The 21,707-nt window shown below is 74.0% G+C and carries 22 protein-coding genes; 7 read left to right on the top strand and 15 right to left on the bottom strand.

Features of this window, described 5'->3' with window-relative positions:
- Positions 1-12 precede the first annotated feature (12 nt).
- The gene (locus BKE41_RS09650) at positions 13-1,242 is read left to right on the top strand and encodes a UbiH/UbiF family hydroxylase (RefSeq protein WP_024830421.1); all 1,230 of its coding nucleotides are present in this window, start codon (positions 13-15) and stop codon (positions 1,240-1,242) included.
- 330 nt (positions 1,243-1,572) lie between these two features.
- Here the strand turns inward: BKE41_RS09650 and BKE41_RS09645 are convergent, their stop codons facing one another.
- Both BKE41_RS09645 and BKE41_RS09640 read right to left on the bottom strand, forming a co-directional pair.
- Complete coding sequence (locus tag BKE41_RS09645) at positions 1,573-1,917, bottom strand: hypothetical protein (protein ID WP_012318642.1); 345 nt, start codon at positions 1,915-1,917, stop codon at positions 1,573-1,575.
- Between the two features lie 161 nt (positions 1,918-2,078).
- Positions 2,079-3,404 carry an AMP-binding protein gene (locus BKE41_RS09640; RefSeq protein WP_245295937.1) on the bottom strand — a complete coding sequence of 442 codons (1,326 nt, stop codon included), beginning with the start codon at positions 3,402-3,404 and terminating at the stop codon, positions 2,079-2,081.
- Between the two features lie 465 nt (positions 3,405-3,869).
- Here BKE41_RS09640 and BKE41_RS09635 point away from each other — a divergent pair, with 465 nt between their 5' ends.
- Positions 3,870-4,643 carry an invasion associated locus B family protein gene (locus BKE41_RS09635; RefSeq protein ID WP_024830423.1) on the top strand — a complete coding sequence of 258 codons (774 nt, stop codon included), beginning with the start codon at positions 3,870-3,872 and terminating at the stop codon, positions 4,641-4,643.
- A gap of 100 nt (positions 4,644-4,743) precedes the next feature.
- Here the strand turns inward: BKE41_RS09635 and BKE41_RS09630 are convergent, their stop codons facing one another.
- From BKE41_RS09630 to BKE41_RS09615, 4 genes are all read right to left on the bottom strand, one after another.
- The gene (locus BKE41_RS09630) at positions 4,744-5,733 is read right to left on the bottom strand and encodes a DUF4424 domain-containing protein (RefSeq protein ID WP_070999247.1); all 990 of its coding nucleotides are present in this window, start codon (positions 5,731-5,733) and stop codon (positions 4,744-4,746) included.
- Positions 5,734-5,816: 83 nt separating this feature from the next.
- Entirely contained in the window at positions 5,817-6,155 is a 339-nt protein-coding gene (hspQ, locus tag BKE41_RS09625) for a heat shock protein HspQ (RefSeq protein WP_070999245.1), read from the bottom strand.
- A 47-nt stretch (positions 6,156-6,202) separates the two neighbouring features.
- Positions 6,203-6,601, bottom strand: a complete 399-nt coding sequence (locus tag BKE41_RS09620; protein WP_024830425.1) for a nuclear transport factor 2 family protein — start codon at positions 6,599-6,601, stop codon at positions 6,203-6,205.
- 9 nt (positions 6,602-6,610) lie between these two features.
- Complete coding sequence (locus tag BKE41_RS09615) at positions 6,611-7,333, bottom strand: DJ-1/PfpI family protein (RefSeq protein WP_012318636.1); 723 nt, start codon at positions 7,331-7,333, stop codon at positions 6,611-6,613.
- Positions 7,334-7,387: 54 nt separating this feature from the next.
- On the opposite strand from BKE41_RS09615, the gene BKE41_RS09610 reads away from it, so the two are divergent.
- A complete protein-coding gene (locus BKE41_RS09610; protein ID WP_012318635.1) occupies positions 7,388-8,371 on the top strand; it encodes a helix-turn-helix domain-containing protein in 984 nt (327 codons plus the stop codon).
- Positions 8,372-8,562: 191 nt separating this feature from the next.
- Here the strand turns inward: BKE41_RS09610 and BKE41_RS09605 are convergent, their stop codons facing one another.
- The 3 genes from BKE41_RS09605 to BKE41_RS32075 form a co-directional block, all read right to left on the bottom strand.
- Entirely contained in the window at positions 8,563-9,006 is a 444-nt protein-coding gene (locus tag BKE41_RS09605; RefSeq protein ID WP_083374336.1) for a DUF559 domain-containing protein, read from the bottom strand.
- A 321-nt stretch (positions 9,007-9,327) separates the two neighbouring features.
- A complete protein-coding gene (locus BKE41_RS09600; protein WP_029361710.1) occupies positions 9,328-10,377 on the bottom strand; it encodes a CoA ester lyase in 1,050 nt (349 codons plus the stop codon).
- Positions 10,378-10,515: 138 nt separating this feature from the next.
- Entirely contained in the window at positions 10,516-11,163 is a 648-nt protein-coding gene (locus tag BKE41_RS32075; RefSeq protein WP_245295936.1) for a DUF2778 domain-containing protein, read from the bottom strand.
- Positions 11,164-11,303: 140 nt separating this feature from the next.
- Here BKE41_RS32075 and BKE41_RS32070 point away from each other — a divergent pair, with 140 nt between their 5' ends.
- Positions 11,304-11,726 carry a hypothetical protein gene (locus tag BKE41_RS32070; RefSeq protein ID WP_245295935.1) on the top strand — a complete coding sequence of 141 codons (423 nt, stop codon included), beginning with the start codon at positions 11,304-11,306 and terminating at the stop codon, positions 11,724-11,726.
- Between the two features lie 318 nt (positions 11,727-12,044).
- On the opposite strand, the gene BKE41_RS09590 is transcribed toward BKE41_RS32070, so the two are convergent.
- From BKE41_RS09590 to BKE41_RS09575, 4 genes are all read right to left on the bottom strand, one after another.
- A complete protein-coding gene (locus tag BKE41_RS09590; protein ID WP_024830429.1) occupies positions 12,045-13,397 on the bottom strand; it encodes an MFS transporter in 1,353 nt (450 codons plus the stop codon).
- Positions 13,398-13,474: 77 nt separating this feature from the next.
- Entirely contained in the window at positions 13,475-17,071 is a 3,597-nt protein-coding gene (gene mfd / locus BKE41_RS09585; RefSeq protein WP_012318630.1) for a transcription-repair coupling factor, read from the bottom strand.
- A 306-nt stretch (positions 17,072-17,377) separates the two neighbouring features.
- Positions 17,378-17,608, bottom strand: coding sequence for a hypothetical protein (locus tag BKE41_RS09580; protein ID WP_012318629.1), 231 nt, complete (start codon positions 17,606-17,608; stop codon positions 17,378-17,380).
- Positions 17,609-17,631: 23 nt separating this feature from the next.
- Positions 17,632-17,928, bottom strand: coding sequence for a succinate dehydrogenase assembly factor 2 (locus BKE41_RS09575; RefSeq protein ID WP_012318628.1), 297 nt, complete (start codon positions 17,926-17,928; stop codon positions 17,632-17,634).
- 192 nt (positions 17,929-18,120) lie between these two features.
- Between BKE41_RS09575 and BKE41_RS09570 the strand changes: the two genes are divergently transcribed.
- The 3 genes from BKE41_RS09570 (at position 18,121) to BKE41_RS09560 (ending at position 20,056) form a co-directional block, all read left to right on the top strand.
- Positions 18,121-19,098 (top strand): quinone oxidoreductase, encoded by a 978-nt coding sequence (locus tag BKE41_RS09570; RefSeq protein WP_043073552.1) that lies wholly within the window; start codon positions 18,121-18,123, stop codon positions 19,096-19,098.
- An 11-nt stretch (positions 19,099-19,109) separates the two neighbouring features.
- Positions 19,110-19,736: a bifunctional nicotinamidase/pyrazinamidase gene (gene pncA, locus BKE41_RS09565; protein WP_024830431.1), complete on the top strand. Its 627-nt coding sequence runs from the start codon at positions 19,110-19,112 to the stop codon at positions 19,734-19,736.
- A gap of 119 nt (positions 19,737-19,855) precedes the next feature.
- Complete coding sequence (locus BKE41_RS09560) at positions 19,856-20,056, top strand: hypothetical protein (protein WP_012318625.1); 201 nt, start codon at positions 19,856-19,858, stop codon at positions 20,054-20,056.
- A 68-nt stretch (positions 20,057-20,124) separates the two neighbouring features.
- Here BKE41_RS09560 and BKE41_RS09555 read toward each other — a convergent pair whose 3' ends face one another.
- Both BKE41_RS09555 and dinB read right to left on the bottom strand, forming a co-directional pair.
- The gene (locus BKE41_RS09555; protein ID WP_024830432.1) at positions 20,125-20,370 is read right to left on the bottom strand and encodes a hypothetical protein; all 246 of its coding nucleotides are present in this window, start codon (positions 20,368-20,370) and stop codon (positions 20,125-20,127) included.
- A gap of 158 nt (positions 20,371-20,528) precedes the next feature.
- Positions 20,529-21,611 (bottom strand): DNA polymerase IV, encoded by a 1,083-nt coding sequence (dinB, locus tag BKE41_RS09550; RefSeq protein ID WP_070999243.1) that lies wholly within the window; start codon positions 21,609-21,611, stop codon positions 20,529-20,531.
- Between the last annotated feature and the right edge of the window lie 96 nt (positions 21,612-21,707).

Genomic DNA, 21,707 nt, shown 5'->3' with positions numbered 1-21,707 from the left:
GTGCGGGGCAGCATGTCCGAGGGAACCAGGGTCGAAGAAGCCGGCGCGCCGTTCGCGGTCGCGGTGGTCGGAGCCGGGGCAGCCGGGCTCGCCGCCGCGCTGGCGATCGCGCGCGACGGGATCCCCACGGCGCTGGTCGGGCGCCACGCCCCAGTCGCGGACGGGCGGACCGTCGCGCTCCTCGACGGGTCGGTGCGCTTCCTGGAGGCGCTCGGCGCCTGGGAGGCGGTGGCGCCGCACGCGAGCCCGCTCTGCACGCTGCAGATCGTCGACGACACCGGCAGCCTGTTCCGGCCGCCGCCGGCGCAGTTCCGCGCCGCCGAGATCGGCCTCGACGCCTTCGGCTGGAACGTCGAGAGCGCCCGCCTGGTGGAGAGCCTGCGCGCCCGCGCCCGGGCGCAGGACAACCTCACCCTGGTCGAGGCGGACGCCGCCGGCGCCGTGCCCGGCGAGACGGCGGCGCGCGTCGCGCTGGCGGACGGGAACGCCGTCGAGGCCCGGCTCGTGGTGGGAGCCGACGGGGCGCGCTCGCCGCTGCGGGCCGCCAGCGGCGTCCGCGTGCGCGACTGGACCTACCCGCAGAGCGCCATCACCACGATCCTGGCCCACGCGCGCCCGCACCGCGACGTCTCCACGGAGTTCCACACCCGGTCGGGACCCTTCACCCTGGTGCCGCTGCCGGGCGGCCACCGGTCCAGCCTCGTCTGGGTGACCGGGGAGGGGGCGGCCCGGCGGCTCGCCGCCCTCGACGACGCGGCGCTGGGACAGGCGGTGGAGCGACAGGCCCGGGCGATGCTCGGCGCCATGCGGGTCGATGGCCCCCGGGGTCTCGTGCCGATGCGCGGCCTCGCGGTGGCGACCCCGGTAGCCCCGCGGCTCGCGCTGATCGGGGAGGCGGCCCACGTCTTCCCGCCGATCGGCGCGCAGGGGCTCAATCTCGGCCTGCGCGACGCCGCGACCCTGCGCGACGCGGTGCTGGCCGCCGCCCGCGACCGCCGCGATCCCGGGTCGCGCGCCGTGCTCGACGGCTACGCGCGGGCGCGCCGCGTCGACACGGCGGCGCGCACCGCCGCGGTCGATCTCCTCAACCGCAGCCTGCTCAGCGACCTGCTGCCGGTGGACGCGCTGCGCGGCCTCGGCCTGCTGGCGATGACGCAGCTCGGACCGCTGCGGCGCCTGGTGATGCGGGAGGGCGTGCTGCCCCGGATCGGCGCGCCGGAGCTGATGCGCGCGGCGCGCTAGGACCGCTCCCGATCGTCTTGCGGCCGCCTGGACGAGGGGCATCTCCGGCCGAGGCCGCCGCGCCCTGCCCCCTCTCCCGACGGGAGACGGAACCCGCGCCCCTCTCGGCGCGGACGGGTTCGGCTGCAGGCTCCCCCGGGCAACGGCGCACGGATACGCTGCCTCGGACCGGGGCGCGGGAGCGCCAGCGGAGGCGACGAAGGGGCCGTTCGGACGGCGCTCGGTCGCCGGAGGGCGCCCTCGAGGCGCGCCGGCGGGTCCGTCCGGGTGTCCCGGGCCAAGTGGGGCGAGGTGGGGCGACCGTCCGCGCGTCGGAGGCCGAGACGGGCCTCAGAGATCCGGCTGGGCGGCCACGTAGGCGCCGAGGCGGGTCGCGAGATCGACCGGGCCGCCGGCGCGGGCCTCGCCCGAATCACCGATGAGGATCACCGGGATGCCGCGCTCGCGCAGTTGGCCGCGGAGGCGGGCGGCGCGGCGGGCGTAGGCGGGATCCCGGCGGGTGGGCGCCTGGAGCAGCACGGCGGCCGGGCGGGCGATCACGGTCAGAACGTCGTCCGCCGCCTCCATCGAGGCGGTCACGCTCGCGTATCCGAGGCTGGCCAGCTCGCCCGAGAGGGACCGGTCCACGGCGCGGACACCGTCGTCGACCACGAGCACTTGTTGCAGCGCACCCATAAGCTTGAGCGGTACTCCATCCGGGACGGCTTGGAAAGATAGCCGTCACGACAATCCGATGCAGAACCCGCGAACAGGCGGATCGGATCCGTCGGTTCGTGTGCAGATGCGAGATTATCCGCGCCGCCTGAGTGCCGGATGAACCGGCGATCGCCCGCCGTTCAGGCGGACGGGACGGGGTCGGCGGCGATCGCCGCGACCGTCCCGTCCGCGCGCCCGCCCGCGCGGAGCGGCCGGAAGCCCGTGCTCCGCCACGCCAGGGGCTCGGTCGCCGGGGTCTCGCCGCGGGTAAGAGGGGCCGCCGCGCAGGCCGCCCCCCGGCAGGCGAGGGCGCCGTCGGCGCCGCCGGCGAGGTCCAGGAGATCGCGGGGCAGGAAGGCCTGCTCGGGCTCGGCCAGGGTCGCGGCGAGGTCGTCCGGGCCGGGGCGGGTGAGCACCAGCACCTCGCTCAGGACCAGGGAATCGAGGCGCTGCGGGCCCGCGGGCCCGGCGCTCCGCAAAGTCAGCCGGGCGGGCGCGCGGTGGACCACGTCGAGGACCCGGACGGTCCAGGGCAGGGGCAGGGCGGCGAGGGCCGATTCGACCCGCGCCGGGACCACCAGCCGGGTCGGCACCGGCCGCAGCAGGGCGGCGCGGAACCCGGCCTCGTCGAAGGGCAGCACGGTCTCCAGGCCGGCACCGGCCGCCAGGGCGGTGCCCAGGCCGGTCACGAGGCCGCGCAGGTCGTGGCCGGGCAGGAGCGTCAGGACCCGCTCGTCCGCGGTCAGGGGCAGCGCGTCGAGATGGGCGGCGACCGCCGCCGCCAGCGCCGCGGCGGTGCGGTAGACCGGCCGGCCGGGATCGCCGCCCGCGAAGGTGACGAGGCCGCGACTCGGCGCGGGATCGACCACGCCCCGCTCCAGGGCCATCGCGTCGAGGCTGATCACGCCGTCCGGCACGCTCGGGCCGAAGGCCGCGAGGTAGCGCAGGCCGAAATGGCGCATGGCCGCGCGGGTGAGGTCCTCCGCGGGCCGGCGCGCGCCGCGGCGGCCCTCCGTCAACACGGCCACGAGGCCCGCCGCCTCGATCCCGGCGGAGAGCTCCGCGTCGTCCCAGAGGGCGGGCATCGCGCAGGGCAGGTGGCCCGCCGCCTCGACGGCGAGGTGGGCGAGGGCCGATTCGGCGCCCCCCGAATACCACAGCCCGATTCGGCTGCCGGCCGGGAGCCGCCACGCGCCGATCCCGCGGGCGAGCCGCCCGACGATCTCGGCGGCGGCCGCGTAGGTCCAGGTGATGTTCGGGCGCCCGCACCACGCGACCCGGTCCCCCGAATCACGCAGGACCGTGCGCTGCGGGCCCGTCAGGGCGGCGGCGAACAGGCGGGTCGCGAGACCGTCGCACGGGCCGCCGAACAGCCCGCCGGACAGGCCGCCGGGCCCGTTCTCGGATCGCGCGGACGCGTCCGGTGCGGCGTCGACCGCCCACTCCGCCACCGCCAACGCGCTCAAACCCGCCGCCCCCGCCGATCCTGCAGAACTCCTATCATCTCGGCCCCACAGGGTTAACCGACCGCTAAGAGGGCCGCGCCGCCGGGCGCCGCAGGAGGGCGGCCGGCGGCGGCCGGCGGCGCGGTCCGATCACGCGCTCGTGCCTCGCGGCCGCGCAACGTCGCGCTTGCGGCCGGGCGGGCGGGGGCCTATCGGGGGCCGGGCGCGGCCAGGACGGTTCCGACAGCCCCAAGGCCGCGGTGTCATGCCTTCGCCTCATTCGAGGGGAAAGGCAGGCCGCCCGGTCGCCGGGGTGAGGGATGCGCGCAGACGGGCGCCCGTCCCGCCCGATGGCCGGACCGATTCATCCGGAGCTCCGGGCGGTGCGCCAACGCGGCGGGCGGCCGGTCGCTCCGGCGGACCTGCCGCCAGGCCGGCTCCGCATCCTGCCAGCCACACCACGTCTCTTCCAAGGGGTCAGAGCCGATGTCCTTCACCCGCACCGCGACGCTCGCCCGCGCCGCTCTCCTCGGCCTCGCGGGCCTCGGCCTCGCGGCCGCGCCGGCCCTGGCGCAGCCGAAGAAGCCCGCCGCGCCCGCCCCGGCCGCGCCGGCGCCGACCGCCCCGGGTACCCCGGCGGCCAACACCCCGGCCGCCCAGACGGGCCCGCAGATCGTCGCCGTGAAGTCCGAGCCGAGCCAGGCCGACTGGACCAAGGTCTGCGGCAAGGACCAGGGCTCGGGCACCGACATCTGCTACACGACCCGTGACTTCGTGTCCGACCAGGGCCAGCCGGTGTTGGCCGTGGCGGTCTACGAGATGAAGAACCCCGCCCAGAAGCAGGAGGTGCGCGTGGTGCGCTACCTGCTGCCGCTGGGCCTGCTGCTGCAGCCGGGCATCCGCTTCAACGTCGACGGCCAGGCGGCGACCGCCGGCCGCTTCGCGGTCTGCTTCCCGAACGGCTGCTTCGCGGAGGCCGGCGGCGTCGATGCCGGCGTGATCGCCGCGATGAAGAAGGGCACGACCCTCAACGTCTCGGTCCAGAACCAGACCCAGCGCGAGGTCACCTTCGCGGTGCCGCTGGCCGGCTTCGGCAAGGCCTTCGACGGCCCGGCCATCGACCCGAAGGTGCTCGAGGAGCAGCAGAAGAAGCTCCAGGCCGAGCTGGAGAAGCGCTCCGAGGACATGCGCAAGAAGCTCGAGCAGCAGCAGGGCGCCGCCCCGGCCGCTGGCGCGGCCCCGGCCCCCGCCGCCAAGTAACGAGTAAGCACCAGCGACCCGCCCGCCGCGCGGCGGGTCCGTATCGGGGGCCGGGCCGCGAGGTCCGGCCCTTCGCGTCTGGCCCGCCCGGCGGCGGGGTCTAGCGGATCCCCGCGGGCCCCGAGTCCGGCTGGACGATCAGCACGCGCAGGTCCTGGTCGGGCACGTAGTCCCGGGCCTCCCAGCGGAACGTGGTCGGCCCGGTCTTCCGGACGTCCGTGCGGCAGAAGCTCGCCACCGCCTCCGGGCTGCCCTTGTCGACCGTCAGGGTGAAGCGCCCGATCGGCGCGGCCCAGTTGCGCGCCGTGGTGACGATGTAGGGCACCACGGTCGCCCGCAGGTGGCCGCCGGGATCCGCCGCCTTCGCGTGCAGGCGCCGGATCGCCGCGAGCCCGGCCGCGTCCAGGCAGTAGGTCGCCCGGTAGGCCGCGCGGGACGCCGCCTTGAGGTCGAGCAGGTGGAAGCCGGTCACCGGCGCGTAGCTGTGCGCGATGCGGACCTCCTGCCCCGCCGGGAAGGTCTGGAGCCAGTGGAATTTGGCCTCCCCGCGCCAGAGCCCCTCGGTCATCCGGTCCGGCGCGTCCGCGACGTCGGGGAACAGGCCGGCCCTGACCAGCTCGGCCCATTCGGGCGCGCCGATCCGCCCGGCCGCCGCGCTGATCGCCGCGAAGCGCAGCGGGTTCAGCGGCAGGCCGTGGCGGCGCAGCAGGTCCGTCACCTCGCGCTCGCCCACATAGGCGCGCTCCTCCAGCTCGGGCTCGAGGGGCCTGCCGTCCACCGTGACGGTGAAGCCGACGAAGTTCGGGCTGTCGGGCCGGGGCAGCGCCAGGGCCGAGAAGCTGAGTTCGCGCCCGTCGATCGGCGGCAGCGGGAAGGCGATCCGGACCGTGCGCGGCTCCTGAACCTGATTGCGGAACAGGTAGGACACGCCGATCCGGTCGCGGGCGATCGACAGGTCCTCGCTCACCAGGGCGATCCCGGGCTCGCGCCGCAGGACGAGGCCGCCGGCATCGAGCTCGGCGGCGCTGTCGTTGGCGCGGGCCGCCGTAGCGAGAAGGCCGGCGGCGAGCAGAGCGGCGGGTCGGATCATGGCGACGGGCTCGTCCGACGGCAGCGGCCGTCGCGGCAGACTAGCGCCCGCCGCTTGCCAGGACCTTCACGGGCCCGACCCGCTCAGTTCGTGGCGCGGTCGCGCACCCGGTACGCGCCGGCGGCGTCGCGCTCGAACATCTCGGCGATGCCGGCGTGGCGCAGGGCCTCGCCCGACGTGTCGGGCAGGAGGTTCTGCTCCGACACGTAGGCCACGTACTCGGTCTCGGCGTTCTCGGCGAGCAGGTGGTAGAACGGCTGGTCCTTGCGCGGCCGGACCTCCTCGGGGATCGACAGCCACCATTCCTCGGTGTTGTCGAACACCGGGTCGACGTCGAACACGACGCCCCGGAACGGGTAGATCCGGTGGCGCACCACGGCGCCGATCGCGAATTTCGCGGTTCTCAGTGTCACGTCCGACATGGTTCAACCCGTCCAGATCGGACAGATAGGTCCGATGACGGATCGTGTCACCCGGTCGCCGCGGAAGTCGGCGTCTCGGCGGCGCGGGCCAGGCGATCCCGGACGGCGATCGCCTCCGGCAGCGGCCGCCACAGGACGGTCATCTCGGCGATGCGCCCGGCCGCGTCGAGGCGCCAGTAATCCATCCCGTCGAGCCGGTGCGGGCCGGCCGTCGCGCCGAAGAAGGCGGCGGCGTGCGCGGGGCCTTCCAGGATCTCGCGGATCTCGAAGGCGTCGACCGCCGCCAGCAGGGCGTCGACCACTGGCCGGATCGCCGCCTTCCCGCGCACGGGCTCGGCGGCGAGCGGCGTGTTGAGCACCACCGCCTCGGTCATCTGCGCCAGCATGGCGTCCCGGTCCTTCGCCGCCAGGGCGGCCGCGAAGGCGCGAACGTGGCTGAGGTCCATCGGAGTCTCCTACGAAATCCGGATGCCGAGGTCGGCCGCGATCGCCCGGGCGGTGGCCTCGCGCCGGGCCGTGATGTCGGCCGCCGCCGCCCGCGCCCGCGCCACGGTGGCCGGGGAGGCCGTTCGGGGTGTGCCGCTGTCGAAGGGCGGCTCGGGGGCGTACTGCATGCCGAGCTGGATCGTCCGGGCGGCCTCGTCGCCGCGCAGTTCGGCGGCGAGCCGGAGCGCCCCGTCGATCCCCGCGGTGACGCCGGCCGCGAACACCCAGCGGCGGCCATCCGCGTCGCGGTCGAGCACCACCCGCTCGTCCACCGGCTCGGCCCCGAAGAGGGGCAGCAGGTGGACCGCGTTCCAGTAGGTCGTGGCCCTGCGCCCGACCAGGAGGCCGGCCGCGCCGAGGAGCAGGGCACCGGTGCAGACCGAGAGGACGTGGCTCGCGCCCGCCGCCTGGTCGCGGATCCAGCCGAGCACGGCGGCGTCGCGCATCAGCGCCTCCTGGCCCTGGCCGCCCGGCACGTGCAGCACGTCGAGCCGCGGCGCCTCCGCCAGGGTCGCATCCGGCAGCATCCGGAGGCCGCGGACGTCGCGGACGGGCTCGAGGCGCGGCGCGTAGACCCGGTAGGTGCTGTTGGGCACCCGGGACAGAACCTCGAACGGGCCGGTGAGGTCGATCTGGTCGAGCCCCTCGAACAGGAGCGAGCCGATCTGCAGGTGGGTGTCGGGCGGGATCATGCCGGAGCCTCCGTGGTGGACAGGACGACCCTACCGCGTCAGGATCTGGCCGAAATGCCAAAGAGCCCTCGTTTCTCGCCAGACGCGCCGCGCCCCGTCGAGGTGCTGGCCTTCCCGTCGGTGCAGCTCCTCGACGTGGCCGGGCCGCTCCAGGTCTTCGCCACCGCCAACGAGCACGGCGGCGCCGGGATGCCCTACGCGCCGCGGGTGATCGCGGCCGGCGACCCGGGGCTCACCGCCTCGGCGGGGCTGCGGCTGGTGGCCGACCCGCTGCCGGATCCCCACGCGCCGGTGGACACGCTGGTGATCGCGGGCGGCCCCGGCGTCGTCGCGGCCTGCGACGACGCCGCCCTGGTGGCCTGGGTGCGGACCCGGGCGGGTCGGGCCCGCCGGGTCGCCTCGGTCTGCACCGGCGCGTTCCTGCTCGGGGCGGCGGGGCTCCTCGACGGGCGGCGGGCCGTGACCCACTGGAAGCATTGCGGCGCGCTCGCCGCGCGCTACCGGCGCGCCCGGATCGAGCCCGACCCGATCTTCGTGCGCGACGGCCCGGTCTGGTCCTCGGCGGGGGTCACGGCCGGTATCGACCTGGCCCTGGCGCTGGTCGAGGAGGATCTCGGCCGCGCGACCGCCCTGGCGGTGGCGCGCCACCTCGTGATGTTCCTCAAGCGCCCCGGCGGGCAGGCGCAGTTCAGCGCGGCGCTGGCGCTGCAGGCGGGCGAGGAGCGGTTCGGGCGGCTCCACGCCTACATCGCCGACAACCTGTCCGGCGACCTGTCGCTGCCGGCGCTCGCCGCGGCGGCCGGGATGAGTGCGCGCAGCCTCAGCCGGCACTATCGCGAGGCGACCGGCCTGACCCCGGCCAGGGCCGTGGAGCGCCTGCGGGTGGAGGCGGCCCGGCGCGCGCTCGCCGAGACGGCGCAGCCGATCAAGCGCGTCGCCCGGACCTGCGGCTTCGGCTCCGAGGAGACGATGCGGCGCAGCTTCCTGCGGCACGTCGCGGCGACGCCGCAGGAGTACCGGGCGCGGTTCGGCGGGTGAGGGTGGACTAGAGCCGTATCCGACCATGTTGCAACGGTCGGGAAGGAGGGCGAGCCCGGTCTCGCCAACCGCGCCAGGCCCCCTCTCCCGTGCGGGAGAGGGTTGGGGTGAGGGACGAGAAGGATCAGGACTGAACAGGCCGCCGATGCGCGTACAGGCGCGACTCTTCCGGACTGTTCTCATCCCTCACCCTATCCCTCTCCCGCACGGGAGAGGGGACCCGCGCCTCGTTCGGCACGGGCTCGCCGATCGCCTGCGTCCCAACCCGATCGGGAACGGCTCTCGACCGTGTCGCGGCGTTCGAGGGCCGCCAGGATCGTCTCGCGCACGCCGTCGCGATGCTCGTGGATGTCGGCGTTCGGGATACGGAGCAGGGCGAAGCCGAGCGATTCGAGGATCGCGGTGCGCGCGGCATCCCGGGCGACCTCGCTGGCGGTCGAGTGCGTTGCCCCGTCGACCTCGACGATCAGCCTCGCCTTGAGGCAGGCGAAGTCGACGACGAACCGGTCGATCGGGTGCTGGCGGCGGAACTTCCAGCCGTTGAGCGCGCGATTGCGCAACACGCGCCAGAGCTCGGCCTCGGCGCTTGTTTGCGCGCGCCGCAGGCTGCGCGCGCGCGGGATCGATCTGCTCACCGCACGGTTCCGGCAACGCAGTTGCGGACCCGGTGGATGATACGGTGCTGCGGCTTGCGCGGGCCTAGCCCCAGCGAATTGTCCGGCTCCGCGGCGTCATCGCTTCAGAAAGGCCGCGGGTCCCCTATCCCGTGGGGGAGAGGGACAGGGTGAGGGATCAGGTCTGCCCGAGCGAGGCGTGCCCTGTTGGCAACCTGAGGCCGCGTCTTATCCTGAACCTCCGCGTCCCTCACCCCAACCCTCTCCCCCACGGGAGAGGGGGGCGCGTCGCGACTCGCGGACGCCGAATCGGGACCGCCACACGCGGCCCCGGCAGCCCGCTCACCCCAGCTTGTAGACCGCCGCCAGATCCGGATCCTTCGCGGCGACCAGCTTGGCGAGGTCCACGATGACCTTGGCCTGCTTCCAGGTGGCGTCGTCCTGCATCTTGCCGTCGAGCATCACGGCGCCGGTACCGTCCGGCATGGCCTCGACGATCCGGGCCGCGAAGGCCACCTCGGCCGGGTCCGGCGCGAAGACCCGCTTGGCGATCGCCACCTGGCTCGGGTGCAGCGTCCAGGCGCCGGCGCACCCCATCAGGAAGGCGTTGCGGAACTGCGCCTCGCAGGCCGCGCCGTCGGAGAAGTCGCCGAACGGGCCGTAGAAGGCCTTGATGCCGTTGGCCATGCAGGCGTCGACCATCCGGGCGATGGTGTAGTGCCAGAGGTCCTGCTGGGCGCTCGCCCGGGGCGCGTCGCCGGCCGGGTCGGCGATCACCCGGTAATCGGGGTGGCCGCCGCCGACCCGGGTGGTCTTCATGCCGCGGGACGCCGCGAGGTCCGCCGGCCCGAGGCTCATGCCGTGCATGCGCGGCGAGGCCGACGCGATGGCGTCGACGTTGGCGACGCCCTCGGCCGTCTCCAGGATCGCGTGGACTAGGATCGGCTTCGTCACCCCGTGGCGCGCCTCGAGCTGGGCGAGCAGCTGGTCGATGTAGTGGATGTCCCACGGCCCCTCGACCTTGGGCACCATCACGACGTCGAGCTTGTCCCCGACCTCGGCCACGATCGTGAACAGGTCGTCCAAGATCCAGGGCGAGTTGAGGGCGTTGATCCGGGTCCAGAGTCCGGTGCCGGTGGCGGCGAAGTCGGTGGCCTGGGCCATGGCGACGAAGCCCTTGCGGGCCGCCTCCTTCTGGTCGGCCGGGACCGCGTCCTCCAGGTTGCCCAGCACCACGTCGACGGTCCCGGCGAGCTCCGGCACGCGGGCCCGGACCTTGTCGTTGTGGGGCGGCACGAAGTGGATCATCCGCTCCAGCCGCACCGGCAGCTCGCGGAACGGGGCCGGCGCGCCGGTGGCGAGGGGCTGGAAGAAGCGGCGGGGCAGTTTCATCGGGTGCCTCTTGTCAGGGCTGGCGTCTGAGCCCCGTTAAGGCAGCTTGGGCGGGCGCGTAAAGCCGCGCCGCGCCGAAGTGATCTCGGACTTTAGTGATCTCGGACGCTCGGCCCAGCGCCGCCGAGCCGCCGATCCTCAGCCCCGGCCGCCCCGGCGGCCGGCGAGGCCGATCCGGTTGAGGATGCCGCCGTCGCCGCTGCCGGCCACCACCACGAGGCGCCGGACCTCGCCCCGCAGGAAGGCCTGCAGGAAGCGGTTGTAGTCGCGGAACGAGACGCAGCCGTTCGAGGCGCCGGGCTGCCGCAGCATGTAGGTGTGGGCCAGCAGGCCGTCGCGGCCGTGGATCGCGGCGCTGCCGCCCACCGGGTTGAGCCGGATCGCCCGGACCCCGTGGAACAGGCGCTCGCGCTCGGTCAGCGTGTAGGTGCCGGGCGGGGTCGAGCCGCGCATGCGCAGGTGGACGTAGCGCGGGTTGTCCATGTGCTCGCCGAGGCCGGAATGGGCCTCCAGCACCTCGCCGGAGGGCAGCGTCACCGTGCGGGCGGTGATGTCGTAGACGGCCGTGCCGGCCACCGAATCGGGCTCCGGGCTGATCCGGGTGCGCGGCGCCTCCTGCGGCAGGGCGTCCGGGCTGGCATAGGCCAGCGCCTGACGGGGCTCCTGACGATTCTCCTGAGACGGCGCGGCCGCGCCGACCCCGAACAGCTTCTCGAAGAAGGACGGCTCCTCGGCCATCGCGGCGCGGAACACGTCGCGGGTCCGGGGCAGGGCGCGGCTCGCCACCCGCGCGGGCGGCGGCGCCGGCGCGCGCCGCAGCTCGGGCGGGCGGCGCCACCGGCAGCGGCACCAGGGCGGGCGCGAGGGCGGCGGGGTAGGCTCGGCGCGGCCATCCGGACCGGCGCCCCGCGCCCTTCTCGGCGATCTTGTCGCCGGCCTTCTCGGTCGCCCTCTCCGCGGGCCCGGCCTGGGCCAGCCGGACCTGGGCGGTCCGCGCCCGCTCCGCCTGGGCCACCTGCCGGGCGATCTCCCGGACCGCCGGGGACGGCGCGGCGGCGGCGATCTGGAAGCCGGCGGCCGGCGGGGCCGCGCCTCCGAAGGCCGTGGCGGTGTCGGAGCCCAGCGCCGGGCTCCGGTCGAGCATCCAGGCGAGGCTCGGCCGCGGCGCCGCCACGGCCTGCGGGACCGGGGCGGCGGTCGGCCCGGCCGCCGCGACGGTCTGCGCGTCGGGGCGGGCCGGCCCCTGCGGGTGGCTGAACACGGCCCAGCCGGCCAGGGTCGCGCCGGTGAGGGCGATGAGCGCCGTCAGCCGGGCGCGGCGGCGGGCGCGCCGCATGGCGCTCGGGTAGGGCGCCCGGGTGCGGACGACCGGATCGTAGACGGTCTCGACGTAGGTGAGGCGCGGGGGCGCCGGTCGCCGGGGTTCCGCGCTCGGATACGCGGTCTGGAACGCGGCGAGGGACAACGCAGCCTGGGCCATTCGGGAACTCGCGTACGCGCTTCCCCTGGGCAGCCGTCGCCGTTCGCCCGCGAGAGCCGTTCTCGCGCACGTGGTCCGGGTCGCCCGTCTGGGGAGGACATCAACCGTCCACCCCATTAAGCCGCGGTGTGGTTAATCCCCGCTAAAGGGACAGTTTGCGCGCGCGTTCCCGTGTTGGGACACAGCCTCAGGTGGCCCGATTCGGCGCGTCCCCGGGCGCCTCCGCCGAGGCCTCCATCGGCCCGTGCCGGCGCGCGACCAGCAGGCAGAGCAGGGCCACCGGCACGCCGATGAGCGACGTGCCGACGAAGAACCATGGGAACCCGGTCCACTCGATCACGAAGCCCGAGAACCCGGCGAGCAGGCTGCCGGGCAGGGCGCAGAGCGAGGTCAGCAGGGCGTACTGGCTCGCCGCGTGGGCGGTGGCCGAGAGCCGCGACATGTAGGTGATCAGCACGATCGACGCGAAGGCGTAGGCGAAGCCGTCGATCCCGACGGTGAGCGCGAAGGTCCAGAACGCCGCCCCGCCGTGGCCGCCGTGCCACGCGAGGTAGGCCAGCGCGAGGTGCGAGGCGGAGGCCGTCACGGTGCCGATCAGCAGGCTCGCCATCATGCCGATCCGCGGGATGATGGCGCTGGCGAGGAACGTCCCGCCGAGCGCGATCCAGAAGCCGAACAGCTTCGTCACCGTGGCGATGTCGGTGTTGGAGTAGCCGAGCGTCTTGAACAGCGGGATCGCCATGGCGTTCGAGACGTAGCCGGGCATCCGGAAGCCCGCGACCAGCGCCAGCACCGGCACGGCGAGCGGCCCGAGCCGGGCGAGGAGGTCGCGGATCGGCGCCCAGACGGTCTCGACGAATCCGCCGGTCGGTGGCGCCTCGGGGGCGGGGGGCTCGGGGGCCAGCAGCGCCGCGACCGTGCCGGGGGCCATGAGCGCGGCCATGCACAGGTAGGCGGCGCGCCAGCCGTACGCGTCGGACAGGTAGAGGGCGCCCGCCCCCGCCGCGAGATTGCCGATCCGGTAGCCGATCTCCGACCAGGACGACATCAGCGCCTGCTGCTCGGGCGGCGCGGCGGTGATGCGCCAGCCGTCGATCACCACGTCCTGGGTGGCGCCCGCGACGCCGAGCGCCAGGGAGAACGCCACCGTCCAGGCGAGCCAGTGCGCCGGGTCGCCGAAGGCGACGCCCGCGAGCGCCAGGGCGACGAGGATCTGCGTGGCGACGATCCAGCCGCGGCGACGCCCGAGCCAGCGGCCGATGAGCGGGGCGTCGTGGCGGTCGAGGAAGGGGGCCCAGAGGAACTTGAGCTTGTAGGCGATGGTGAGCTCGCTCATCAGCCCGATCGTGGCGAGCGGCACCTTCGCCTGGACGAGCCAGGCCGACTGGGTCGCGTAGACGAGCAGGAACGGGATGCCCTGCGCGAAGCCGAGGCCGAGCACCGCGGCGACGCGCCGGTCGGTGAACAGGGGCGTGAGGAAGGCGCCCGGCGCGGCCTTCACCGGCTCGGGCGCGCCGGTGACCTGCGCCGGGTTTGCCATCCACGCGTCTCCTGACCGTCGTCACGAGAGAGCAGAGATGGGCCGGACGCGCAACGATCGCGCGACCGTGCCCGCCGTCACGCCGCCTTCTTCCCCCGCCCGGCGATCGTCACGAGGCTGCGCAGCACCTCGGTGGCGGTCTTGAGCCGCGCCGGGACGGTGGTCAGCTCGCGCACGAACACGACGCTCATGTCGGGCCGCACCTTCGCGAACGAGGCCTGCTCGGCCACGTAGGCCACCAGCCCCTGCGGGTTGGCGTAGGAGCGGTCGCGGAAATGGACCACCACGCCCTTCGGCCCCGCCTCGACCTTCTCGACGTTCGCCTTGAGGCAGAGGATCTTGATCGTGCCGATCTTGAGGAGCTGCTCCACCTCCGGCGGCAGCGGCCCGAACCGGTCGATCAGCTCGGCGCCGAAGCTCTCCATCTCGGCGTCGTCCTGGATGGTGGCGAGCCGCCGGTAGAGGGCGAGCCGCACCCCGAGATCCTCGACGTAATCCTCCGGGATCGTGACCGGTGCGCCGAGCGCGATGGTCGGCGACCACGCCTCCTCGGGCACGTCCTCGATGCCGGCCTTCAGCGCCGTCACCGCGTCCTCCAGCATCTGCTGGTAGAGCTCGTAGCCGACCTCCTTGATGTGGCCGGACTGCGCGTCGCCGAGCAGGTTGCCGGCGCCGCGGATGTCGAGGTCGTGGGAGGCGAGCTGGAAGCCCGCGCCCAGCGTGTCGAGGCTCTGGAGCACCTTGAGGCGCTGCTCGGCCTGGGCGGTGAGCTGGCGGTTCGCCGGCGTCGTGAACAGCGCGTAGGCGCGCGCCTTCGAGCGCCCGACGCGGCCGCGCAGCTGGTAGAGCTGGGCCAGCCCGAACATGTCGGCCCGGTGGACGATCAGCGTGTTGGCGGTGGGGATGTCGAGGCCCGATTCCACGATCGTGGTCGAGAGCAGCACGTCGAACTTGCCCTCGTAGAAGGCCGTCATCACGTCCTCGAGCTGGCCCGCCGCCATCTGGCCGTGGGCCACCGCGACCTTGATCTCGGGCATCTCGGCGTCGAGGAACTTCTTGACTTCCGCCAGATCCTCGATCCTGGGCACGACGTAGAAGGACTGGCCGCCGCGGTAGCGCTCGCGCAGCAGCGCCTCCCGGATGGTCAGGGGGTCGAACGGCGTCACGAAGGTGCGCACCACCAGCCGGTCGACCGGGGGTGTCGCGATGATCGACAGTTCCCGCACCCCCGTCATGGCGAGCTGGAGCGTGCGCGGGATCGGGGTCGCCGAGAGGGTCAGCACGTGGACGTCGGCCTGGAGCGCCTTCAGCCGCTCCTTGTGGGCCACGCCGAAATGCTGCTCCTCGTCCACGATGATCAGGCCGAGATCCTTGAAGGCGATGTTCTTCGCCAAGAGCGCGTGCGTGCCGACCACGATGTCGACCGTGCCGGCGGCGAGCCCCGCCCGGGTCTGCTTCATCTCCGCCGCGGAGGCGAAGCGCGAGAGCTGCGCCACCTGGACCGGCAGGCCCTTGAAGCGCTCGGCGAAGGTCCGGTAGTGCTGGCGGGCGAGCAGGGTGGTCGGGACGATCACCGCCACCTGCTTGCCGGAGATCGCCGCCGCGAAGGCGGCGCGCAGCGCCACCTCGGTCTTGCCGAAGCCGACATCGCCGCAGACCAGTCGGTCCATCGGGCGGCCGGCATTGAGGTCGTCCAGCACCGCGTCGATGGCGTTGGCCTGATCCTCGGTCTCCTCGAACGGGAAGCGGGCGGCGAACTCCCCGTAGAGCCCCTCGGGCGCCTGCAGCGCGGGGGCCTTGCGGACGAAGCGCTGGGCCGCAACCTTGATCAGCTCGCCCGCCATCTCGAGGATGCGGCGCTTCATCTTGGCCTTGCGGGCCTGCCACGCGCCGCCGCCGAGGCGGTCGAGGGCGACCTCGGAATCCTCCGAGCCGTAGCGGGTCAGGAGCTCGATGTTCTCCACCGGCAGGAGCAGCAGGCCGCCGGTATACTGCAGTTCCAGGCAGTCGTGCGGGGCGCCCGCGGCGTGGATCGTCTTGAGGCCGACGAAGCGGCCGATGCCGTGGTCGGCGTGGACCACGAGGTCGCCCGGCTGGAGCGCCTGCACCTCCAGGATCACGTCCTGGGGCCGCTTGGCCTTGCGCTTCTGGCGGACCAGCCGGTCGCCCAGGATGTCGCCCTCGGAGACGACGGCCAGCTCGCCCGCGGTGAAGCCCGCCTCCAGGCCCCAGACCGCCACCGCCGCGTCGGTGCCGCGCTTCAGCGCGTAGACGTCGGTGAGCCGGGTGATCGCCACGGGCTTCCTGAGGCCGTGGTCGGTGAGCACGCCGCAGAGCCGGTCGCGGGAGCCGTCGGACCAGGCTCCCAGGATCACGTGATGACCGGATCCCTGGAGATCGCGGATATGCGCCACCGCGGCGTCGAACACGCTGGCAGTCTCGTCGGCCCGCTCGGGGGCGAAGCTTCGTCCGGCCTTGGCGCCGCAATCGATCACGGCGCGCTCGGGCGATTCGGGCTGCGCGAAGGGCGTCAGCCGCGCCACGGTGGCGGTGGCGATCCGCTCCTTCAGCTCGTTCGGCGTCAGGTAGAGGGCGCGGGGCGGCAGGGGCTTGTAGGGGGCGACGCCGGGCTGCGGCGTCTTCATCGCGCCCTCGCGGGCCTGGTAATAGTCCTGGACGAGGCTGATCCGCTCGGCGGCGGCGTCCTCCACCTGGGGATCGAAGACCAGCGGCACGCCGCCGAGATAGTCGAACAGCGTGTCGAGGTGGTCGTAGAACAGCGGCATCCAGTGCTCGAGGCCGGCGTAGCGCCGCCCCTCGCTCACGGTCTCGTAGAGCCGGTCGTCCCGGGTCGCCGCGCCGAAGCTCTGGATGTAGTTCTGGCGGAAGCGCCGGATCGTCTCGGTGGTGAGCTGGACCTCGCTCATCGGCATCAGGTCGAGGGAGCGGAGCTGACCGGTGGTGCGCTGCGTCTCCGGGTCGAAGGCGCGGATCGATTCCAGCGTGTCGCCGAAGAAGTCGAGGCGGATCGGGGCCGGCAGGCCCGGGGGCGACAGGTCGAGGATGCCGCCGCGGACCGCGTACTCGCCGGTGTCGCGCACCGTCCCGGTGCGCAGGAAGCCGTTGGCCTCGACCCAGGCCACCACGTCGTCCATTGCCACGACGTTGCCGATCGCCGCCGAGAACGCCTCCTTGGCGATGTGGGCGCGGGGTGGGACCCGCTGCACCAGGGCGTTGACGGTGGTGCAGAGGATGCGCGGCCTGTCCTCGGCCGAGCGGGTGCGGGCGAGGCGGGCGAGCGCCGTCATCCGGGCGGCGGCGACGGCGGTGGTCGGCGAGACCCGGTCGTAGGGCTGGCAGTCCCAGGCCGGCAGGCTCATCACGTCCATCTCGGGCGCGACGAAGCCCAAAGCCGCCTGGAACGCGGCCGAGCGCCCAGAATCGCGCGCCACGTGCACCAGCACGGCCGGTGCGTCGACGGTGGGCGCCAGGGCACGGGCGAGGTCGGCGAGCGCCAGCGCGTCGAAGCCCTCCGGGGCGTTCGCCAGGACCGGGCTGTCGCCGCGCTTGAGGGCGTCGATCGCCCGGGCGAGCGCGGAGGATTTCGGCAGCGCGAAGCGCGCGACCGGCGGCTTGGCGGCGGGGGCGGGGGGCTTCGGCTGAGGCTTGGCCATCGGGTCTTTCGCGGGGAGGCCCGCCGGGCGCGTCAGGGGAGGGGGTCGGGTGGCGTTAGCCGATCGGGCCGCCGCGATAAAGCGTCCCGACGGAAGCGTCTGGGCGGCTGAGCCCACCCTATATGGTGGTTCTGGTACGGCGTGGAACGGCTGCCGTCTTCGCGAGCGTCGCGGAGCGATCCAGGGCAGCGCCACGGTTCCGAAGTCGCGCCACCCTGGGTCACCTCGCTCCGCTCGTGATGACGGAGCGGTCTGCAAGAGCCGACAGCTTCGATGGGATGCGATCGAGGCCTCCGGCCGGACCCGTCACGCGTCCGGCCCGACGATCTCCGCCAGCGCCGCCTCGACCCGGCCGCGGAAGAAATCCGCGTTGGGCATGTGCTCGGTCATCGCGGCGGCCCGGACCGTCGCCTGCCGCAGGATCTCGCCGCGCAGCGCCGGGTCGGAGCGCTCCATCATCTCCAGCATGATGCGCACCACGAGTTCGGTGGCGATCGACCGGGCCGGGTGGTCGTAATTGGGCTTCGGTTCGTCCATCTGGGTCTCTCAGGCGGTCCCTGTCACGAGTGGATCGGCGCGTCGTGCCGGTGGAACGCCCGCACGCGCTGCCAGACCGACGTGTCGTAGTTCGAGGGCGTCTCGACCTCGCCGGTCAGCCACTTGAACAGGTCCCGGTCCGGAACCTCGATCAGCGCCTCGAACTGGTCGAGCTCCGCCTCCGACAGGTCGCCGATCTCGGCATCGGCGAAGCGGCCCATGATCAGGTCCATCTCGCGGATGCCCCGGTGCCAGGCGCGGTAGAGGAGGCGGCGGCGGCGCGGATCGAGGTCGGCGCTCGTGCGGGTGGTGCCGGACATGGATCTCGGACCTCGGCTCGAACATAGGGCAGTCGCTAGATAGGCCGCCCGCGGCGACGGATCCAGAACGGGGCCGCGACCGGGCGAGTTACAACCGGAGCGCGAGACGGCAAAAACAAATTGCCTCCGCCGGGCGGTCCGTTATCTCGGGCTGCAACGCCCCCGCGTGGGGCGGCGAGCGGGAGTCCAACGATGCCGAAGGCGATCCGGGTCTACGAATATGGCGGCCCCGAGGTGATGCGCTTCGAGGACGTGCCCCTGGCCGAGCCGGGCCCCGGGCAGATCCGGGTCAAGCAGGCCGCCATCGGCGTCAACTTCATCGACATCTACTTCCGCACCGGCGCCTACAAGTCCCCGCACATGCCCTACACCCCCGGCAAGGAGGGCGCCGGCACCGTCACGGCGGTGGGCGAGGGCGTCAGCCAGTTCAAGCCCGGCGACCGGGTCGCCTACGGTTCGGTGGCGGACGGCTGCTACGCCGAGGAGCCGGTGATCCCGGCCTCCGCGGCCGTGCCGATCCCGGACGGCGTCGACGAGAAGACCGCCGCCGCCATGATGCTCAAGGGCCTGACCGTCGAGTACCTGCTGCACCGGACCTACGCGGTGAAGCCCGGCGACACGATCCTCTGGCAGGCGGCCGCCGGCGGCGTCGGCCTGATCGCCTGCCAGTGGGCCAAGCACCTCGGCGCCACGGTGATCGGCACCGCCGGCAGCCCCGAGAAGGCGGAGCTCGCCAAGCGGAACGGCTGCGACCACGTCATCCTCTACCGCGAGGAGGACGTGGCCAAGCGCGTGCGCGAGATCACCGGCGGCAAGGGCGTGCCGGTGGTCTACGACGGCGTCGGCCAGGCGACCCTGATGGGCTCGCTGGACAGCCTCGCGCCGCTCGGCCTGCTGGCGAGCTTCGGCTCGGCCTCGGGGGCGATCACCGGGCTCGACCTCGGCCTGCTCGCCCCGCGCGGCTCGCTCTACGTGACGCGCCCGACGCTCGCGACCTTCTCGTCGAACCGCGCCACCCTGGAGGAGGCGGCCGCCCGCCTGTTCAAGGTGGTCGGCGACGGCGCGGTGAAGATCGCCGTCAACGCCACCTACCCGCTGGCCGAGGCGCAGCAGGTCCACCGCGACCTCGCGGGCCGGGAGACCACCGGCTCGATCGTGATGCTGCCCTGAGGCAGGCGACCATGACGCCCGGCAGCGCCGACCTGCTCCTCGTCGTCGACGTGCAGGTCGATTTCCTGCCGGGCGGGGCGCTCCCGGTCCCGGAAGGCGACGCGGTGGTCGGCCCGATCAACGACCTCCAGCACCGCTTCCGGCACGTGGTGCTGATGCAGGACTGGCATCCGGCCGATCACGTCTCCTTCGCCGAGACCCATCCGGGGCGGGCCCCGTTCGAGACCGTGGCGCTGCCCTACGGGCCGCAGGTGCTGTGGCCGCGCCACTGCGTCCAGGGCAGCCCGGGCGCCGCCTTCGCGCCGGGTCTCGCCACCGACCGGGCGAGCCTCGTGGTGCGCAAGGGGCTCGATCCCCGGGTCGACAGCTACTCGGCCTTCCTGGAGGCCGACCGGTCGACCCGCACCGGGCTCGCCGGGGCGCTCAGGGAGCGCGGCATCACCCGCGTCGCCGTGTGCGGCCTCGCCACCGATTTCTGCGTCGCCTGGAGCGCGCTCGACGCCAGCGACGCGGGTTTCGAGGTCCTCGTGGTGGAGGATGCGGTGCGCGGGATCGACGTGGACGGGTCGCTCGCGCAGGCCTGGGCGCGCATGGAGGCGGCGGGGGTGCGCCGGATCCGGTCGGCGCAGATCGGCTGAGCGGGCTGACCGGCCCCGGGGGCGGGAGGCGAACCGCCGCACGCCGCGCGGGAGACCGGCCCCGCGCCGATGCGTTGGCCCGGCATCGGCGTCCGTCGGGATGCCAGTCAGGAGCCAGCATGTCAGGCAAGCACCCGAAGACCGACACGCCCACGGACGCCGACCTCAAGGGCAATCCCGGGATCGGCACCTCGAAGGGGATGAGCGGCGCCGACCCGGCGGATCTGCAGGCGGATTCGACCTTCGAGGGCGACGTCGACAACGAGACGAAGCTCGACGGCGGCGTCGACCCCGACCACCGGCCGCGCAAGAACGCGTGACAGCCTGAACGCGTGACAGCCTGAACGCGTGACGGATGCCCGGGCCGGCGCGGCCCGGGCGCTCCCCGTCAGCGGGCGCGGGCCGGCGGCTTCGGCCGCCGGGGTGCGGGGGCCGGGCCGGTCGCGAGCCCGGCGGACGGGCCGCCCGCCGGGACGTAGAGCTGGGCGGGGCTCGCGGAGTAGCCCCGGAGCTGCGCCGCGCTGGCGGCCCCGAAGGCGGCGGTGCCGTCGGCGCGGGCAGCGCCCGCCGGGACGGTCAGCAGGAGCGCGGCGGACAAAACCAGAGACGGGGCCGGGGAGGCGGGCTTCGACATGGGGCGGACCCTTCGGTTCGTGCGGGCCCCGGGCAATCCCGGTCCGCGCCGGACGGATCCCCTGTGGGGGCGGCCGCGCGGGCCCGGCGTGCGGGACCGCACCGCGATCCCGCGTCGCATCATCGCGGGATCGGCGCGGGCCCCGCGGCGGGAGCCCGTCACAGGGCCAGCCCGAGCTGGAGCGGCGCCTCGGGCGCGTCCTGCGCGAAGCCCGACAGCGACACCCCGATCAGCCGCGCGCTGCGCCGCAGGGGGAACAGGCCGGCCAGCAGGTCGAGGCCGATCCGCTCCAGCCCTGCCCGGTCGGCGACGGGGACGGGCAGCGACCGGGCCCGGGTGACCTGGGCGAAATCCGAGAACTTGAGCTTCAGGGTCACGGTCCGGGCGCGCATGCCCTTGGCGTCGGCCGCGGCCCAGACCTTGTCGAACAGCGGCGCCAGCCGGGCGGCCAGGACCTCGAAGGCGGCGGTGTCGTCCGAGAAGGTGGTCTCCGCGCCGATCGACTTGCGCACCCGGTGGGCGCGGACCGGCCGCTCGTCGATCCCGCGGGCGACCGCGTGGTAGTAGGCGCCCGCGGAGCCGAAGGTCTCGCGCAGGCGCTCCGGCGTCCAGGCGCGCAGGTCCGCCCCGGTCTCGATCCCGAGCCGCTTCATCTTCGCCTCGGTGACCGGGCCGACGCCGTGGAACCGGCCGATCGGCAGCGCGGCCACGAAGTCCGGCCCCATGGCGGGGGTGATGACGAACAGGGCGTTCGGCTTCCTGTGGTCGGACGCCACCTTGGCGAGGAACTTGTTGTACGAGACCCCGGCCGAGGCCACGAGCCCGGTGCGCTCCAGGATCTCGGCCCGGATCGCCTTCGCCACGGCCGTCGCGGTCGGGAGGCCCAGGAGATTCTCGGTGACGTCGAGATAGGCCTCGTCGAGGGCCACCGGCTCGATGACGGCCGTGTGCCGGGCGAAGACCGCGCGGATCTCCTCCGAGATTGCCCGGTAGACCTCGAAGCGCGGCTTCACGAACAGCAGGTCCGGGCACAGCCGCCGCGCGGTGGCCGACGGCATGGCCGAGCGGACGCCGAACCGGCGCGCCTCGTAGCTCGCCGCCGCCACCACGCCGCGCTCCCGCGAGCCGCCCACCGCCAGGGGTTTGCCGCGCAGGGACGGGTCGTCGCGCTGCTCCACGGAGGCATAGAACGCGTCCATGTCGATGTGGATGATTTTTCGGAGCGCGACCTCCGGATCCATCGCCGCCTCGGAGATCCGCCGCTGGTTCCCGCTCTGTTCTAAAGATCGCGGCGACCCTGCGGGGTCAAGCTGTGCCGGACGGGGCGTCAACAGGGA

Source organism: Methylobacterium sp. C1 (assembly GCF_001854385.1).
GTDB classification, from domain to species: domain Bacteria; phylum Pseudomonadota; class Alphaproteobacteria; order Rhizobiales; family Beijerinckiaceae; genus Methylobacterium; species Methylobacterium radiotolerans.
Note: the sequence above shows the minus strand (reverse complement) of the source record. Positions and strands in the feature narration are given on the sequence as shown.

Excerpts from the sequence above, each read along its gene's own strand:
- BKE41_RS09650 (WP_024830421.1), top strand. The coding sequence starts at position 13 with ATGTCCGAGGGAACCAGGGTCGAAGAAGCCGGCGCGCCGTTCGCGGTC.
- BKE41_RS09645 (WP_012318642.1), bottom strand. The coding sequence starts at position 1,917 with ATGGGTGCGCTGCAACAAGTGCTCGTGGTCGACGACGGTGTCCGCGCC.
- BKE41_RS09635 (WP_024830423.1), top strand. The coding sequence starts at position 3,870 with ATGTCCTTCACCCGCACCGCGACGCTCGCCCGCGCCGCTCTCCTCGGC.
- BKE41_RS09630 (WP_070999247.1), bottom strand. The coding sequence starts at position 5,733 with ATGATCCGACCCGCCGCTCTGCTCGCCGCCGGCCTTCTCGCTACGGCG.
- hspQ (WP_070999245.1), bottom strand. The coding sequence starts at position 6,155 with ATGTCGGACGTGACACTGAGAACCGCGAAATTCGCGATCGGCGCCGTG.
- BKE41_RS09620 (WP_024830425.1), bottom strand. The coding sequence starts at position 6,601 with ATGGACCTCAGCCACGTTCGCGCCTTCGCGGCCGCCCTGGCGGCGAAG.
- BKE41_RS09615 (WP_012318636.1), bottom strand. The coding sequence starts at position 7,333 with ATGATCCCGCCCGACACCCACCTGCAGATCGGCTCGCTCCTGTTCGAG.
- BKE41_RS09610 (WP_012318635.1), top strand. The coding sequence starts at position 7,388 with ATGCCAAAGAGCCCTCGTTTCTCGCCAGACGCGCCGCGCCCCGTCGAG.
- BKE41_RS09600 (WP_029361710.1), bottom strand. The coding sequence starts at position 10,377 with ATGAAACTGCCCCGCCGCTTCTTCCAGCCCCTCGCCACCGGCGCGCCG.
- BKE41_RS09590 (WP_024830429.1), bottom strand. The coding sequence starts at position 13,397 with ATGGCAAACCCGGCGCAGGTCACCGGCGCGCCCGAGCCGGTGAAGGCC.
- mfd (WP_012318630.1), bottom strand. The coding sequence starts at position 17,071 with ATGGCCAAGCCTCAGCCGAAGCCCCCCGCCCCCGCCGCCAAGCCGCCG.
- BKE41_RS09580 (WP_012318629.1), bottom strand. The coding sequence starts at position 17,608 with ATGGACGAACCGAAGCCCAATTACGACCACCCGGCCCGGTCGATCGCC.
- BKE41_RS09575 (WP_012318628.1), bottom strand. The coding sequence starts at position 17,928 with ATGTCCGGCACCACCCGCACGAGCGCCGACCTCGATCCGCGCCGCCGC.
- BKE41_RS09570 (WP_043073552.1), top strand. The coding sequence starts at position 18,121 with ATGCCGAAGGCGATCCGGGTCTACGAATATGGCGGCCCCGAGGTGATG.
- pncA (WP_024830431.1), top strand. The coding sequence starts at position 19,110 with ATGACGCCCGGCAGCGCCGACCTGCTCCTCGTCGTCGACGTGCAGGTC.
- BKE41_RS09560 (WP_012318625.1), top strand. The coding sequence starts at position 19,856 with ATGTCAGGCAAGCACCCGAAGACCGACACGCCCACGGACGCCGACCTC.
- BKE41_RS09555 (WP_024830432.1), bottom strand. The coding sequence starts at position 20,370 with ATGTCGAAGCCCGCCTCCCCGGCCCCGTCTCTGGTTTTGTCCGCCGCG.
- dinB (WP_070999243.1), bottom strand. The coding sequence starts at position 21,611 with ATGGATCCGGAGGTCGCGCTCCGAAAAATCATCCACATCGACATGGAC.